14 protein-coding genes are annotated in these 14,481 nt (G+C 52.3%); 11 read left to right on the forward strand and 3 right to left on the reverse strand.

Features of this window, described 5'->3' with window-relative positions; translation table 11 throughout:
- Window positions 1-4 precede the first annotated feature (4 nt).
- From J5067_RS05960 to J5067_RS06000, 9 genes are all read left to right on the forward strand, one after another.
- A complete protein-coding gene (locus J5067_RS05960) occupies window positions 5-721 on the forward strand; it encodes a molecular chaperone (RefSeq protein ID WP_264650659.1) in 717 nt (238 codons plus the stop codon).
- A complete protein-coding gene (locus tag J5067_RS05965) occupies window positions 696-1,256 on the forward strand; it encodes a fimbrial protein (protein WP_264642945.1) in 561 nt (186 codons plus the stop codon). Before J5067_RS05960 ends, J5067_RS05965 begins: the two co-directional genes overlap by 26 nt.
- Window positions 1,257-1,263: 7 nt before the next feature.
- Window positions 1,264-2,001, forward strand: coding sequence for a molecular chaperone (locus tag J5067_RS05970; RefSeq protein ID WP_264650660.1), 738 nt, complete (start codon window positions 1,264-1,266; stop codon window positions 1,999-2,001).
- Window positions 1,998-2,771, forward strand: coding sequence for a molecular chaperone (locus J5067_RS05975; RefSeq protein ID WP_264650661.1), 774 nt, complete (start codon window positions 1,998-2,000; stop codon window positions 2,769-2,771). The genes J5067_RS05970 and J5067_RS05975 overlap by 4 nt, the downstream gene beginning before the upstream one ends.
- Before the next feature lie 60 nt (window positions 2,772-2,831).
- The gene (locus J5067_RS05980) at window positions 2,832-5,417 is read left to right on the forward strand and encodes a fimbria/pilus outer membrane usher protein (RefSeq protein ID WP_264650662.1); all 2,586 of its coding nucleotides are present in this window, start codon (window positions 2,832-2,834) and stop codon (window positions 5,415-5,417) included.
- 8 nt (window positions 5,418-5,425) lie between these two features.
- Entirely contained in the window at window positions 5,426-6,520 is a 1,095-nt protein-coding gene (locus J5067_RS05985) for a fimbrial protein (protein ID WP_264642949.1), read from the forward strand.
- Window positions 6,521-6,565: 45 nt separating this feature from the next.
- The gene (locus tag J5067_RS05990; protein WP_264642950.1) at window positions 6,566-6,799 is read left to right on the forward strand and encodes a FimD/PapC C-terminal domain-containing protein; all 234 of its coding nucleotides are present in this window, start codon (window positions 6,566-6,568) and stop codon (window positions 6,797-6,799) included.
- Window positions 6,800-6,807: 8 nt separating this feature from the next.
- Window positions 6,808-7,920: an adhesin gene (locus tag J5067_RS05995; RefSeq protein WP_264642951.1), complete on the forward strand. Its 1,113-nt coding sequence runs from the start codon at window positions 6,808-6,810 to the stop codon at window positions 7,918-7,920.
- Between the two features lie 228 nt (window positions 7,921-8,148).
- Complete coding sequence (locus J5067_RS06000) at window positions 8,149-9,342, forward strand: MFS transporter (protein WP_264650663.1); 1,194 nt, start codon at window positions 8,149-8,151, stop codon at window positions 9,340-9,342.
- A 61-nt stretch (window positions 9,343-9,403) separates the two neighbouring features.
- Here the strand turns inward: J5067_RS06000 and J5067_RS06005 are convergent, their stop codons facing one another.
- On the reverse strand, window positions 9,404-10,330 hold the full coding sequence (locus J5067_RS06005; protein ID WP_264650851.1) for a DMT family transporter: 927 nt from the start codon (window positions 10,328-10,330) through the stop codon (window positions 9,404-9,406).
- A 413-nt stretch (window positions 10,331-10,743) separates the two neighbouring features.
- On the opposite strand from J5067_RS06005, the gene J5067_RS06010 reads away from it, so the two are divergent.
- Window positions 10,744-11,298, forward strand: coding sequence for a TetR/AcrR family transcriptional regulator (locus J5067_RS06010; protein ID WP_264642953.1), 555 nt, complete (start codon window positions 10,744-10,746; stop codon window positions 11,296-11,298).
- Window positions 11,299-11,312: 14 nt separating this feature from the next.
- Here the strand turns inward: J5067_RS06010 and J5067_RS06015 are convergent, their stop codons facing one another.
- Window positions 11,313-12,206, reverse strand: a complete 894-nt coding sequence (locus J5067_RS06015) for an ABC transporter six-transmembrane domain-containing protein (RefSeq protein WP_264642954.1) — start codon at window positions 12,204-12,206, stop codon at window positions 11,313-11,315.
- 93 nt (window positions 12,207-12,299) lie between these two features.
- Here J5067_RS06015 and J5067_RS06020 point away from each other — a divergent pair, with 93 nt between their 5' ends.
- Window positions 12,300-12,860 carry a TetR/AcrR family transcriptional regulator gene (locus tag J5067_RS06020; protein WP_264629186.1) on the forward strand — a complete coding sequence of 187 codons (561 nt, stop codon included), beginning with the start codon at window positions 12,300-12,302 and terminating at the stop codon, window positions 12,858-12,860.
- Window positions 12,861-12,981: 121 nt separating this feature from the next.
- Here J5067_RS06020 and J5067_RS06025 read toward each other — a convergent pair whose 3' ends face one another.
- Window positions 12,982-14,196 carry a diguanylate phosphodiesterase gene (locus tag J5067_RS06025; protein ID WP_264642955.1) on the reverse strand — a complete coding sequence of 405 codons (1,215 nt, stop codon included), beginning with the start codon at window positions 14,194-14,196 and terminating at the stop codon, window positions 12,982-12,984.
- Window positions 14,197-14,481 lie beyond the last annotated feature (285 nt).

The following is a 14,481-nucleotide window of genomic DNA, read 5'->3' on the forward strand; positions in this document are numbered from 1 at the left end:
GCACATGCAACGCATATCGTTGGTTATGGCTCTGCTGCTCTCTTTGTTTACAGTGCCCACCACTTCGCAGGCTGACGGGTTTGGCATTAATGCCTCTCGCCTTATTTACCCGCAAGGTGCTGACAGTATCAGCGTTTCCGTCCGCAATACGACGGTATCGCAACCTTATCTGGTTCAAGCCCGCGTCAGTCGCGCGCAGGCCAACTACCAGCCCGCGCCGTTCCTTGTCAGACCGCCGCTATTTCGTCTTGAACCCGGAGCCGTTAATCAATTACGCATCTCAGCCCAAAATATTAATGCGCCGACCGATCGCGAATCTCTGTTTTATTTTCACGCCAGTGCCGTACCAGCGTCCACTCCCCCCGCCGATCAAAATAGCGCAAGCAAAGTGCATGGCGCGACCCAATTTGGCGTGGGGTCCATTATTAAGCTGTTTTATCGCCCGAGCGGATTGCCCTCTACATCCCGAGAGGCACAGCAAAATATTAAATTTTCTCGTGTGGATGGCGGCATAAAAGCGGAAAACGCCTCAGCGTATTTTATCAGCTTTGCCAGCCTTCAGGTTGGTGGACAACATATCCGCCTGGACACCCCAGAAAAACTCACGATGGCACCGTTCTCGAATCAAATATTTAAAACCAGTGCCACCCGAGGTGATGTCCGTTGGCAAACCATCAATGACGAGGGGGCCGTCAATGCATTTACCCAAACGTTGCCTTAATGCATTTATCATTGGCGGCGTGATCAGCACGCTAAGTATTTTCTCTGCGTCGGTACAGGCTATTACGATCAACTTCTCGGCCACGCTGATTGAAAGCACCTGCGCATTCAGTCTGGATAAATCCACGCTGGATCTCGGGACACTGCAACAAGCGCAATTAGTCCCCTCCTCACTGCTGGCCGCACAGCCTTTCGTTCTGAGCGTACGAGATTGTAATGCCGTGGGTAACAGTCAGCTTCCCGTGGTAAATGTTACCGGACCAGGAGTCCTTCAGGACACTAAATGGCTGTTCCGCGCCGCGTCATCCACGGCCACCAATGTGGGGGTGATGCTGGTCCATACCAACGCACCGCCCTCCTTCTCGGATATCGAGGTCAAAAACAACGATGATATTCCATTGGCCGATCGTGGAGATGCGCCCGTCGACCAAGACCTCACCTTTTATGCCGGGTTAACCTGTGGCATTGCAAGTTGTGCCAGCGTAACCCCTGGCACATTAACGGCGCCAATTTTATTCCAACTCGCTTATCGCTGAGGGAAACATGGCACAACCTGCATGGAGAGGGCTACTGTTCTGGGGCACTGGCACATTGCTGTCGGGCATGCTCCCTGCGTACGCCGTGTTGCCAACAGAAGGCGGTATCCGTCTGAATCAGACGCGGATCGTTTTTCCTGCCAGCGAAAAAGCGCAAACGGTAACCATCACCAATAGCGACACGCGAACCTATCTGGTGCAGAGCCGCGTGCAGCTCGAGGCAAATAACACCGCGCCAGCGCCGTTCTTTGCCACGCCCCCGGTGTTTTTACTCAAGCCTGATAGCCGCCAACTGTTACGCATCGTACCGCAGGGAGGCACACTGCCCAGCGATCGTGAATCCGTCTTTTACCTTTCGGTAGTGGCGATCCCCTCTCGACCGACCAAAGATGATGCTCCGGTGCAAATTTCGGCGGGGTTACAGTTTTTGATTAAACTGTTTTATCGCCCGCCAGCGCTGCCTCCTGTCTCGGAGACAACCGCCTGCCCACTGCATTTCAGTCGCCAGGGACAGGCTATTCGTGTGCAAAACCCGACGCCCTATCATCAAACGCTGGGACGACTGGTGTTTGATCAGACAGGGGTAAATTTACACACGCAGCCCGCCATGCTGGCACCGATGAGCACGCTGACCTTTACGGTCTCCGCATCGCCTTTACAGGCTGAATGGCAAACCATCAACGATTACGGTGGATTATCCGCACCTTGCAAACAGCAGATCACCACGATGCAGGAGGTGCCATGATATCCCTGTTCTTTTTACAGCGTCGATGGTTAGCGGTACTGAGTCTGCTGGCAGGCTGCTTTATGGCGATTAGCGCACACGCCGAAGAGCGAGAGCCGCAGGGCATTACCTTTTATGTGTTGCGCGTTATCTATATGGCCAGTGATAGGCAAGGCGTCGCGCTTACGGCGTATAACAAAACGCCACGTCCTTATCTGATGCAATCCCGCATGCGCCCTCAGGATACGGCTACCGGTGATGTTGATAACACCGCAACAGGCAGCACGGTGGTTCCGTTTATCGTCACGCCACCGTTATCCCGCTTAGAGCCAAATGACAACCTGACACTGCGTATCCGGCGTAACGGTCAACCCTTGCCGGACGATCGTGAGTCGGTGTTTTTTATTTCAATGAAGGCTATCCCGGCTCAGCCTGCCGCCGCGCAGCAGGACAACGCGGCAAAGGTGATCCTGACCATCACCAATAACTTAAAGGTGTTCTATCGCCCGGAAGGATTAAAAAAACAAGCTGTCGCCGAGATGGCACCCAAACTGCGTTTTAAGCGCGAGGGAAACCAACTGGTTGCTGATAATCCCACGCCCTACTGGCTAACTTTTTCTCGATTGAAAGTCGGCACGCACGCGCTGAGCAAGCCCCAACTGAGGCTGATGGTGCCGCCCTTTGGCAAACAATTTTATGCTTTGCCACCTGGCGCTACGGGAAAAAACGTCGTCTGGCAGTTGATTGACGAAGACGGGTGGAATACAGAGGTAGAGCAACGCGCCTTGTAGTGCATTCCCCTTACGCTGCTGAACAGTAGCTAACCCTTTGTGACTTAAGAGTCGTCAACAATGCGAAAACAAAAACAATATTTTGACGCATTTCCTCTCTCGCCTCTGGTTGGCGTGTGCATGTTGGCGACGGGTAACGTCTGGGCACAGGACTACTTCGATCCGGGCCTGCTTTCACTGGGCGGCGCGCAGTTAACAACTACCGATCTTAGCGTGTTCGACAAGCCCGGCAATATTCCTCCCGGCACCTATATGGTTAACGTCTTCGTCAACCAGTTGGATCAGGGGCAACACACGCTGGTCTTCAACGCGAATGCGCAGGGAAAAGTCGAACCAGAACTCACGCCCGCGATGCTGCATGAGCTAGGTATTAACACGCAAGCCTTGCCCGCCTTTGCGCGTTTGCCTGCGGAAAAGCCGGTAGAGAATCTGGCAACCCTGATTCCCGAATCCTCTGTCCGCTTTAATTTTAACCAGCTACGGTTGGATCTCAGCATCCCACAGGTTGCACTGCGCCCCAACATCCGCGGTGCCGTCGATCCTGCACTGTGGGACCACGGCATTCCGGCTTTTTTACTGAATTACACGGTTAACGGCGGACGCAACTGGCAAGATGCGCAGTACGGCATGGAAAAGCAGACGCAGACCAACCTGTTCGCCAACCTGCGTGCCGGGATCAATCTCGACGCCTGGCGGTTACGCAGCACCATGACGTATACCCGCAACAGCGCCAGTCGCAACGGCGAAGAAAACCAAAGCAATCAAAATACGCAGTTCACTAACACTTACCTGCAACGGGACATTACGCCCTGGCGTTCTGAAATATTGTTGGGTGAAAGCACCACCAGCAATGACGTGCTCAACAGCGTCCCCTTCCGCGGTGTCAAACTTAACTCCAACGATGACATGTTGCCGATCAGCCAGCGTGGTTTTGCGCCGGTGATCAGCGGTATTGCGCAAACCAACGCCCGCGTCACCGTGAGCCAGAACGGTAACGTGGTCTATCAGACCTTCGTGCCACCGGGGCCGTTTCGCATCAGCGATCTGTTCCAGACCGGCCAGTCGGGCGATCTCACCGTTACCATTGCAGAAGCGGATGGCACGGTGCGTACCCAAACGGTGACGGCAACGTCCCTTCCGGTGATGCGTCGTCCGGGCAGCCTTAAATATGAAGTAACCGCAGGGCGCTACAACGGCGGCATCACCGTCAATTCTCAGGAGGCGACGTTTGTTTCCGGCACCGCAATTTACGGTCTGCCGCAGGATATCACGCTGTACGGCGGCGGCCTGTTTGCTAATGACTACCTGTCGCTGGTGGCTGGTTCGGGCATTTCATTAGGCGCATGGGGAGCGCTTTCGGCGGATGTCACCACTTCAAGCACCACACTGCCACAGCAGAATGACCGCAAGCACGGCGCTTCATACCGGATTCGTTATGCGAAAAGCGTACAGGAGACCGGCACCACGCTCGATCTGGCGGCTTACCGTTATTCCACCGAGCACTACTACAACTTTACCGATTTCAACAGTCTGGGGCACCGGCTCAGCTATGGTCAGGTGCCCTGGGCGTTAACGCGCCAACGCTCCAGTTTTGAGATGCGAATCAGCCAGCAGGTGGGAAGCAATGGCTCATTTTACCTTTCCGGCGTACGCAGCGACTACTGGGGCAATGAAAATGTCATGAACACGCTCTCTGCCGGTTACAACGGCAACTATCGCGGTGTCAGCTATGGTTTGGCCTACAGTATCGACAGGATTAAAAGCAACAATAGCTGGCCGGAAAACCGGCAGTTCTCCGTAAACGTGCAAGTACCGATGAGCCTGTTCAGTTCATCCGCCTCATTGAATCGTCTCTATGCCAGCTACCAAATGACGCACGACAATCACGGTCGCGTACAGCAGCAGGCCGGTCTTAGCGGCAGCACATTGGACGATCGTCTGAGTTACAGCGTCATGCAGGGGTGGTCAAACGATCAAAACAACAGCACCAGCACGTTAAACACCAGTTATCAGGGCAGCAGAGGCAACGCCACCCTGGGTTACAGCTACAGCCGTAACAACCGCTCCCTCAATCTGGGCGGCAGTGGTTCCGTGGTGGCTCATCCCCAAGGGGTGACGCTGGGTCAGATGATAGGCAGCTCTGCGGCGCTGGTCAGTGCGCCCGGCGCAGGCGGCGTCAGTATTATGCAGGGCAACGTACAAACCGACAGCCGCGGCTATGCGCTGGTGCCCTATATGTCGAACTACCAGCGCAACAGTATCGATCTTAACCCGGCGACATTGCCGGACGATGTGGATATCACCCAATCCAGCCTGAACCTTTACCCCACCAAAGGGGCGGTGGTGTTAGCCAACTTCGCCACTCGCATCGGTTATCAGGCGTTGATCACGTTGCAGTTACCCACCGGCAGCGTGCCCTTTGGTGCACTCGCTGCGGTCGATGGCGCGCAGCAAGATGACATCAATACCGGCATTGTCGGCGACGATGGGCAGGTGTATATGAGCGGTTTGCCGGAACGCGGCACGCTGAACGTCAACTGGGGACGGGAACAACAGCAACAGTGTCGGGCACGTTTTGATCTCAGCAAACTGCCCAAACCCACGGCGAGCAACCCGATACGGTCATTGGCCGTACGCTGCGAATGAGGTAATGCATGAGCTACTTTATCACTATCAAGCAAACAGCCAGCATAGCAGCGTGGTTGATGTTGTTTAGCGCTCAGGCCTCGCAGGCCAATACGCTGACGATTGGCAAGGGTTCGGGTGAGGTTTGGCGAGGGGCCCCCTTTACACTAGGCCTGCAAACACAGAATCAAAATAGCGCAACGACGGCGACGCGAGGCGCGGCCTCGATAACAAATTCAATGACGGAATGCCTTACAAGCTCCAGTCTTGTCAATATTGCTAGTATTGACGCCTTTCCCATTGCACCAGGCATCGGGTTAGTACCAACAGCGAGTTTTAACGTAAATACCTTCACAAATCTGTCACTCTACCCCGTAAACATGGCTGGAACGCTTGGGATGAATGGCACTGCCGGGACGTTGTCTGGCAGTGACTTTCCCCAAGGGGGTGATGGTGTTGTCCCGCCAAATCGCGCGTGGTGTATCAATTTTTTCAATACCAACACATCAATTCTATTGAATCTCTCGCAAACCATGAGTGGTTCGGGTGAATGGGTAATAGTGACTGATGGAACACAACAATCAGGTACTTATCCCATGCCAACGATGTACGGAGCGACTTTCTCTGATAGAGATCAAAGTACAAAAAACATCCTTCCCTACACTTTTTTACGTGTAAATCTGGTCTCCTGCTCCATTACTACCCCCACCAGTGTCGATTTTGGTACCGTGGCGCGAAATACCTTACATGCCGCTGAACTGGCAAATATGCCTCAACCATTCACTGTTTCATGTGGACAAGATAATCCCAATACTATCGACACCAATATCAACGTCCAATTCAGCGGCAATGTGTTTGAAGGTAACACTGCGCGGTTAGCATTAAACGAAGGGGGTGGCTATATCACAGGAGAGATCAGTAACGGCGTCACTGGCAGCGGCACCTGCGATGCCTCTACTGGAGTCAATTTTAATAGTACCGATATCAATGTCGGCGTGCTCACTGCCAGTACGCTAAGCCAAACTTTCACCAACCAAATAATCTGGCGGCTGTGCTCAGGTGGAAGTGCTTTGCCTATCGGCCCGGTAAACGCCTCCGCCAATGTGGCGGTAACCTATAACTGATAACCAGATGCAGAGGGTTAATCTTACGGCGATGCCACCGGCAGCGTGCCGTTTGGCGTACTCGCCGCAGTTGATAGCACGCCGAACGATGACATCAATACCGGCATTGTCGGCGATGACGGACAGGTCTATAGGAGCGATTTGCCGGAACGCGGCACGCTGAACGTCAACTGGGGACGGGAACAACAGCCACAGTGCCAGGCACGTTTTGATCTCTGCAAACTTTCCAAGCCCATGGACAATAACCCGATACGGTCACTGACCGTACGCTGCGAATGAGGTGATACATGAGCCACTTTATGACTGTCAAGCAAACCGCCAGCATAGCAGCGTGGTTGATGTTGTTTAGCGCACAGGCCTTGCAGGCCAATACGTTGACGATTGGTAAAGGTTCGGGGGTGGTATGGCAGGGGTCACCGTTTAGTGTAAACAATCTTTCCATCACTTATCAAAACGATTCAACCATACTCACCAGCGGCGGTATAGCCGCTATCAGTGATTTAACGACAGACTGTATTTCAACCACCAAACTCAGCACCATCAATAGTACTCAAGCGTATACCATTAGCCAAGGTGTCGGTATCGTACCTATTGCCACAGCGCTCACCACACTTACTGTTGGTGCTACCATGCCTGTAGAAATAGCCGCTTTAACGGGAACCATTGGTTTAAATGGTACCCAAGGGACTTATACATCAAACTCTACTTCTGGCAATGCCATCGTACCTACTAATAGGGGCTGGTGCTTATCATTTGCAGACCACGGTTCTCCTTTTCCCTTCACTATATTCGGTAACGAGCGACAAACAGCGAACATTTCTGGTTTATGGGCAATTGTTACCGACGGTACACAGCGTACCGGCACGTACGTTATACCACCGATGTATGCTATCACCTCAACCCCCAGCAACAGCCAATCTCAAATAATCCAACCCTATACTCTTCTGCGTGTGACCGCCATTGCCTGCTTAATTGCCACCACCACCAGTGTCAACTTCGGTACCGCAGCGCGCAATACGACACAATTCGCCGAGTTGGCTAACGTCACCGCTCCGCTCACCGTTACTTGCGATCAGGATGCGCCGGACACCATCGATACCAATATCAACGTGCAATTCAGTGGCAATTTATATAACGGTAACGTAGCGAGGTTGGCATTAAACCTAGGAGGGGGCTATATCACCGGTGAGATCAATAATGGCGTCACCGGTAGCGGCGCCTGTGATGCCACTACCGGGGTCACTTTTAATTACGCCGACATCAATGTCGGCGTGCTTGGTGCCAACGAGTTAAACCACACTTACACCAACCAAATCACCTGGCGATTGTGCTCGGGTGGAAACGCTTTACCTACCGGCCTGGTAACAGCATCCGTCAATGTGGCGGTAACCTACAACTGATAACCAGGTGCAGAGGGTTAATCTTACGGCTACACCCGCGCACTCCTGACTATGCGAGAAATAAAATACGCGATAGCTGACAACCTTAGCAGGATATGCAACACTCTCTCGTACAAATGTACGACGCAAAAAAACGATTATTGATGGTGAATATTCATAACCGGTCAATAATCACACTCACTGCTATGCGTGCTGTGCAACCCGATAATGCGAGTAAGGTTGGTTGTTATGTCTTCATCCGTTTTGCGTCAAAAAGTGGCGCTATTCGCCCTGATGTTTTTGCCCGGCTTCGCCTGGAGTTCCTGGATCACCCGAACGCCGTTGATTCGGGACACGCTGCATGCCTCTACTGAGGTTTTCGGGTTAATTCTGTTTGGTTTTTCCTGCGGTTCCATGGTGGGAATACTCTGGTCAGGAAAACTGATCAACAAGTACGGCATTCGCCGCGTTGCGCTGGCGGGTTTTATGTTGCTGGCCGTCGGTTTCCTGCTGCTGGCCGTAGCGCTGCTACTGGCAAATCAACAGATGGCTTTCTGTGCGCTGGCGCTGTTTGGTATGGGACTGGGCATGATTGATATTGTCTTGAATATCGAAGGTGCCGCATTTGAACAGCATATCAATCAAGTCATCATGACCACGCTGCACGGCTTTTTCAGTCTGGGCACGCTGGTCGGCGCGCTGATCGGCATGGGGATGACCGCACTGGACATCAGCATCAACCTGCATTTTGGCATAATTATCATCCTGACTGCGCTGACGCTGGCATTACAATTTACCCATATGCCTTGGGCCAGTGCTCTGGTGGCAGAACAGCACAGTGACAACCGCAGCTATAAAGCGCAGGTGATTCATGAACTGAAAGACACACGCCTGGCGCTTCTGGGCGTAGTGATTTTAGCGATGGCGCTGGCGGAAGGCTCTGCCAATGACTGGCTGCCGTTGTTGATGATCGATGCGCATGGTTTCAGCCATACCTCAGGCTCGCTGTTCTTTGTCGGGTTCGCCGCTGGCATGACCGTCGGGCGCTTTGCGGGCGGTTACATCGTCAACCACTTTGGCCGCACGGCCATTCTCAAATTCAGCGCGGTTTCAGCCGCCGTGGGGCTGGGGCTGATTATTTTAACCCACACACAGTGGCTCGCCGCCCTGGCGGTAGTCCTGTGGGGGATTGGCGCATCGTTGGGCTTTCCGCTCACTATCTCCGCCGCTGGCGCTACCGGGGAAAATCGCGCGGTGCGCGTCACCCTTGCTGCCATCCTCGGCTACATCGCTTTTCTCGTCGGGCCGCCAGCGCTGGGTTTTATCGGCGAACATGCCGGGCTGCGCATCGCCATGCTGCCGGTATTGTGCATGGTAATCCTGGCGTTTTTCTGCACCTCAGCCGCCAGTGAGAAAAAAGCCCCGTTGAAACATCCCGCGTGATGCGTTTTGACCTCGCCGTTGGTGCCTGTTGTCTGGCACCAACGGAAAAGCGAGACAGTCATTATCTTGAGGATGGCCGCCACGCCTGACGATTGACCATTCCGATGCCGGCACACACCAGCACCAACGCGATGGCATAGCGCCATTCCAGCATTTTCTCGCCCAAAAACAGCGCAGAGAGCAGCACACCGGCAACCGGGATCAGGAAGTTAAACGGCGCAAGCACACCCACTTTGTTGTATTTCAGCAGTTGGCTCCACAAGGCAAAACTGACCGAAGAAATCAGCACCAGATATAACAGCACCATGCAGGCCGTACCGCTTTCGACGCGAATACTGCCCCCCAAAAGGTAGCCCGCCACAAGCATCACCACGCCGCCAATCGTCAGTTGATAGCCCGTCATCATTGTCGCATCCATGGCAGCAGAGATACGTTTACCGTAAATACTCGCCGCAGAGATTAAAAACGCCGACATCACGATGAAGCCGTCGCCCATCAGCGTAAACGTGAAATCGCCCAGCCCGTTGATATTCACGATGGCAACACCCATAAAGCCCACCAGACAGCCGATACTTTTATTGATGCTCAACTTGTCATTGTTGTACAAATAATGCGCCAACAGTACGCTGAAAAACGTCTGGGTGGCATTCATGATCGATCCGTTAACCCCAGTGGTGTGCGCCAGACCAATATAAAATAGCGTATACTGCACAGCGGTTTGGCTTAACCCGAGGATCACCAACTGTTTCGGTTGACCCGGCATTAACTGCGTCAGTGAGCACCCTCGTATTTTTGCCAGCAGCAGTAACAAGATTCCTGCAATCGCAAAGCGATAACCGGCAAATAACAGTTTCCCTGGAATATCGCCGTCAGCGATATGAAAAAGCGCATAGCCATTTTTTATCGCTGGATAAGAACTTCCCCACAGCAGGCAACAGAGTGTCGCCAGCAAAAATACCACTTTCTTATTGGTATAAAATGCAACCATGTTATTCAAAACAGTCTCCTTCCCCGACTCTCAACGTCAGTACTCTCACGACCAACGCATTTTCAGGCCTTGGTTTTCGAGATAGTTTGGATTATGGGTTCAGAATAAAGACTCACCCAACGGTGCAACAGCCACATATTTGAATAAAATCCCATGGCATTCCACTTTAAAAATAAAAATCACAGTAATATATTGATTATTAATCATTTTATTTAAATGAAAATATTTTCATTTATGAATTTGAAGAATATCACAGACTGAGATAACGGATGAAATAGCTGTATATTGACTATCTTTTAGAATGAAACACCAACGACAGCGATTATCGCCTCATGGTGCCGGATAGCGTAGAATGCAGCAGTGGTAACTTTCACTAGCCCAGCGCATCAGTAATGGGGAATAAGGAGCAGGATATGGCCGTTTCGTGCGATCGGGAAGACAATGGCACAGATACACGGACCAGAATCGCTCAGGCAACGTTAACCGTGATCCTTGAGCACGGCGTGCGCGGGGCAACCTATCGCCGGGTGGCGGCACAAGCGCAACTGTCGCCGGGAACGTTGACGTACCGTTATAAAAGCATTGATGCCCTGCTGATCGACGCGTTCATCGTTATGATTGACGAAATCTCTCACGCCTTTCATCAACGCCTGGCACAGGCAGAAGACATTGACGATGCCTGTGAGGCCGTCGCCGATCTGATTTGTGGAAATATCTGGGCAACGCCGAACCACCTGACGTTAAGCTTTGAACTCTATGCGCTGGCTTCGCGCCAGGAAGCCTATCGCGCGCTGTTGCAGGAGTGGATGTCGCGCAGCAGAGCCGCCCTGCACCGCCATTTTAGCGAGGAGACATCATGGACGCTGGATGTGTTGATTGAGGGGTATACCATTCATAATTTTTTTAATCGTCACCCCATGAGCCGGGAAAAAATTTTACAGGCGATCGCCCGACTGGTGCGGGAATAAACCGGTAACCCGCGTCAACCGAGACCCGTATTCACGCGTTTACCAATCTCTTTCAACTGCGCGTACTTTTCCAGCAACGCCGGGCTGTCATCCAGACTCATCACAAACATCCATAAGTAGGTCATCACCGAATAGACGTGTCCGGCATCAATGCCTTTTTTCCCTGCCATCAGCATGATGGCACCGCCAAACAGCAGTGCCGATGCGGCACCAATCGCCAGATAACCCCATGCTTCACGATCGGAAAGGCGAATTCGTAACCGGGCCATCACATCATAATGACGGTGCAGTTTTCCTTCTCCGGCGTTACTGACGATCGTAATATCCTTTTCCAGCCGATTATTAAGCCGTTGGTACAACGCCTCATTGCGACGCGTGTACTCCGCCAGGAAAAAAGCGAAAAAAATCAGTATCCCCAGGCAGAGAAACCCAGCCGTCCGCTCAATCGCCAGCAGCATGACAACGGCACCGCACATCGATGCCAATGACGTAATGAACAGGGGTAAATGCGTTTCAAAAAAGCTGACAAATTCCCGAGACAGCGCCACACGGGCGGCAATGGTAGAGTTATTCTGCGCGTCCTCGCGCTGCGTCAAAATCACCGGGACAGCAAGCGCGGCATAAATACGCGCAAAGGTACGCGTATCGATACTGCGCCGCGCGGCGCCGATCACCCACATAAATAGCACCAGCACGGCATAAAAAATCCCCTGCGCCGCCTGACCGCTCATAATCGCATTGATGGCAAACCCCGCCAGTAAGGGATAGAGCAAATAGACCACGTTCTCCGCCACAACCAGCAAGAGCGTTAAAAACAGCTTTTTCTTATGCCTGACGGCCAGTTTTTTCAGTGTGCCCATCGCGCTATGAGAGCGCGCAGTGCTGACATGGTAAGATGTGTTTTGCATGGTCATTCATTCGTGAGTGATAATTTTGAGCACCTGCTCAAAACCGAACAAAGTGTATTTGAGCGATTGCTCAAAGTCAATGCGGACAAAAGTATGAAAGAAGATCGCACCACACTGCGGGAAAAAATTCTGGATACCGCTATTGCCCTTTTTATCGAAAAGGGCAGTGAAAATGTCACTACGCGCGAGTTAACAGAAGCATTGAATCTCTCACGCAGCCATATTTACCACTATTTTTCGGACTGGCAGACACTGTGTCTCGACGCTTATTCGCGTTTTATGCTGACCGATTTAGATAATTTCACCCAAACCGTGCAGGCAGCGCCGCCCGAGCAACAGCTGCGCGCGTTTATTACCGGATATTTACCCGAAACTACCGATGCTATCTGGCAGCTTTATAGCGCATTGTGGCGCAAAGCTATTCGTGAAGCGCGTTATGCCGAATTGGCGTTAGCAATGACCCATGCCTGGGATCGGTTATTGAGCGACATTATTGCAGCGAATGTCACGAAGGATATCGATGTGATGCAGGTCACCCGCCAACTCAGTGCATTACTCAACGGCTATGCCGACCATCTGATGATTAATCCAACACCAGAGGCTCGCCGTCAGGCAATGAATGATATTGACGCTTTTCTCCAGCGTAGCTTATAGCGACAAACATCAATGCCTTGGGAATACAGGCTGCGGGCATAAGTGCCCCAGTACATATTTTGGGAAAACGCGGTTGATAAACGCGGGTCGGTTGGTTGCCCTGTAACGTTTTGCTCGGCAATCAGCCCCGCCGATGTGGCCAGCAAATCGCGGGCGCGCCATTAAGTTTGGGTTTGGCAAAGAGGAATCCCTGAAAACGCCGAATGCCCGCGGCTTCTAACCAGCACCACTCTTCCACCGTTTCCACCCCTTCCGCAACGACACTGATCTCCAACTCCGCGCAACATTTAACTATCGCCTGGACGATAGCCTGCTTGGGCCCATGAGCCTGGATATCCGTTACGATACTGCGATCAATCTTGACCTTTCCGGGCTGAAACTTCGCGAGCAGCGATAGTCCGGCAAACCCGGCACCAAAGTCATCGATAGCCAGACCGATCCCCGCCGAACGTAATTGCCGAATAGCGGAGGAGAACGCGTCAAAACTGGAAATGACTTCATCCTCCGTCACTTCAACGATGACCTGTTCAGGCACCAAGCCATTGCGGGCAATCTGCTCCAGTAAAATATCAACGGCATTCGGCACCTTGACCAGCGACATTGGCAGCAGGTTAATAGAAATTTTATGGCTACCAATATTGATATTTTTCGCCAACGCCAGCGCCCACGCTTTGGACGAAAGATCGGTTTCATGCAGTTTGTCAGGCGGGATCGACGCAAAAAAAGCCTGTGGCGACTCACCGTTCGGACCACGAATCAGCGCTTCAAACGAGCTGATTTGTCCGCGCAGCGGCTCAACGATCGGTTGCAACGCGAACTGGCAAGGTTGCCCCAAAAACGACGATTCTGGTGGTGAAGCAAAGGGCGGCGCTTCTGATAAGAAGCCCCACGACTCAGGCTCGCTGCTGTAGGCCAGCTGTTTCTTCCAGCGCCCTTCCACAAAGGTACGAATAAATTTATAAATCCGGTCATCACTCGCCAGGTTATAGCGCAGCGCGCCGGTTTTTATCACCGCACGCAGCACGGCACCGGGTTTATCATGGCGTAAATCAAACAGTGCCATGCCCATATTGATAAAACGGCGCTTCGCCGCATAATCACGCATCAACTCAACCACGCTGTCATGGCGAGGATCGTCGCAGATAGCGTCATATAGCTGATTCACGATGTCGGGTTCACCTTCCAAAACCTGAAGAAAATGGCTGCCATCAAAGATCAGAATACCGGTCAGTTGCAGCGTCACATTACGCGCCTGAGACTGCGCCACTAGCTTATCGAGCAGCGATAGATCAAAGATTCGGCTTGCACGGCTTCGGTAAATCAATGTAGACAGCATAAGACTCAGACTCTTAGAAGAAAAATAGGTGTTTCAATATACCCACCATCAGGGAAAGGCATTGTGGTAGATAAGATACCAGACAAGACGCGTCACGCGTATCACCGTTTTTCCTAAACGTACTACGCCGACAATCCATGTTCAGCGGACGATTACGGCTGGTAAGGTGTCCACTAAAAGACACGTTCATGGACAAAGATTAGCAGCAACAAAATTCATCCTCCAGTTTTCAATGCCCTGCATTGCACCAATAACCCGTTGACATCAATCACTATGCCTACAAAC

The organism is Candidatus Symbiopectobacterium sp. NZEC151 (assembly GCF_025962655.1).
Lineage (GTDB): Bacteria > Pseudomonadota > Gammaproteobacteria > Enterobacterales > Enterobacteriaceae > Symbiopectobacterium.

Excerpts from the sequence above, each read along its gene's own strand:
- J5067_RS05965 (WP_264642945.1), top strand. The coding sequence starts at position 696 with ATGCATTTACCCAAACGTTGCCTTAATGCATTTATCATTGGCGGCGTG.
- J5067_RS05970 (WP_264650660.1), top strand. The coding sequence starts at position 1,264 with ATGGCACAACCTGCATGGAGAGGGCTACTGTTCTGGGGCACTGGCACA.
- J5067_RS05985 (WP_264642949.1), top strand. The coding sequence starts at position 5,426 with ATGAGCTACTTTATCACTATCAAGCAAACAGCCAGCATAGCAGCGTGG.
- J5067_RS05975 (WP_264650661.1), top strand. The coding sequence starts at position 1,998 with ATGATATCCCTGTTCTTTTTACAGCGTCGATGGTTAGCGGTACTGAGT.
- J5067_RS06005 (WP_264650851.1), bottom strand. The coding sequence starts at position 10,330 with ATGGTTGCATTTTATACCAATAAGAAAGTGGTATTTTTGCTGGCGACA.
- J5067_RS06025 (WP_264642955.1), bottom strand. The coding sequence starts at position 14,196 with ATGCTGTCTACATTGATTTACCGAAGCCGTGCAAGCCGAATCTTTGAT.
- J5067_RS06020 (WP_264629186.1), top strand. The coding sequence starts at position 12,300 with ATGAAAGAAGATCGCACCACACTGCGGGAAAAAATTCTGGATACCGCT.
- J5067_RS06010 (WP_264642953.1), top strand. The coding sequence starts at position 10,744 with ATGGCCGTTTCGTGCGATCGGGAAGACAATGGCACAGATACACGGACC.
- J5067_RS05960 (WP_264650659.1), top strand. The coding sequence starts at position 5 with ATGCAACGCATATCGTTGGTTATGGCTCTGCTGCTCTCTTTGTTTACA.
- J5067_RS05995 (WP_264642951.1), top strand. The coding sequence starts at position 6,808 with ATGAGCCACTTTATGACTGTCAAGCAAACCGCCAGCATAGCAGCGTGG.
- J5067_RS06015 (WP_264642954.1), bottom strand. The coding sequence starts at position 12,206 with ATGCAAAACACATCTTACCATGTCAGCACTGCGCGCTCTCATAGCGCG.
- J5067_RS06000 (WP_264650663.1), top strand. The coding sequence starts at position 8,149 with ATGTCTTCATCCGTTTTGCGTCAAAAAGTGGCGCTATTCGCCCTGATG.
- J5067_RS05980 (WP_264650662.1), top strand. The coding sequence starts at position 2,832 with ATGCGAAAACAAAAACAATATTTTGACGCATTTCCTCTCTCGCCTCTG.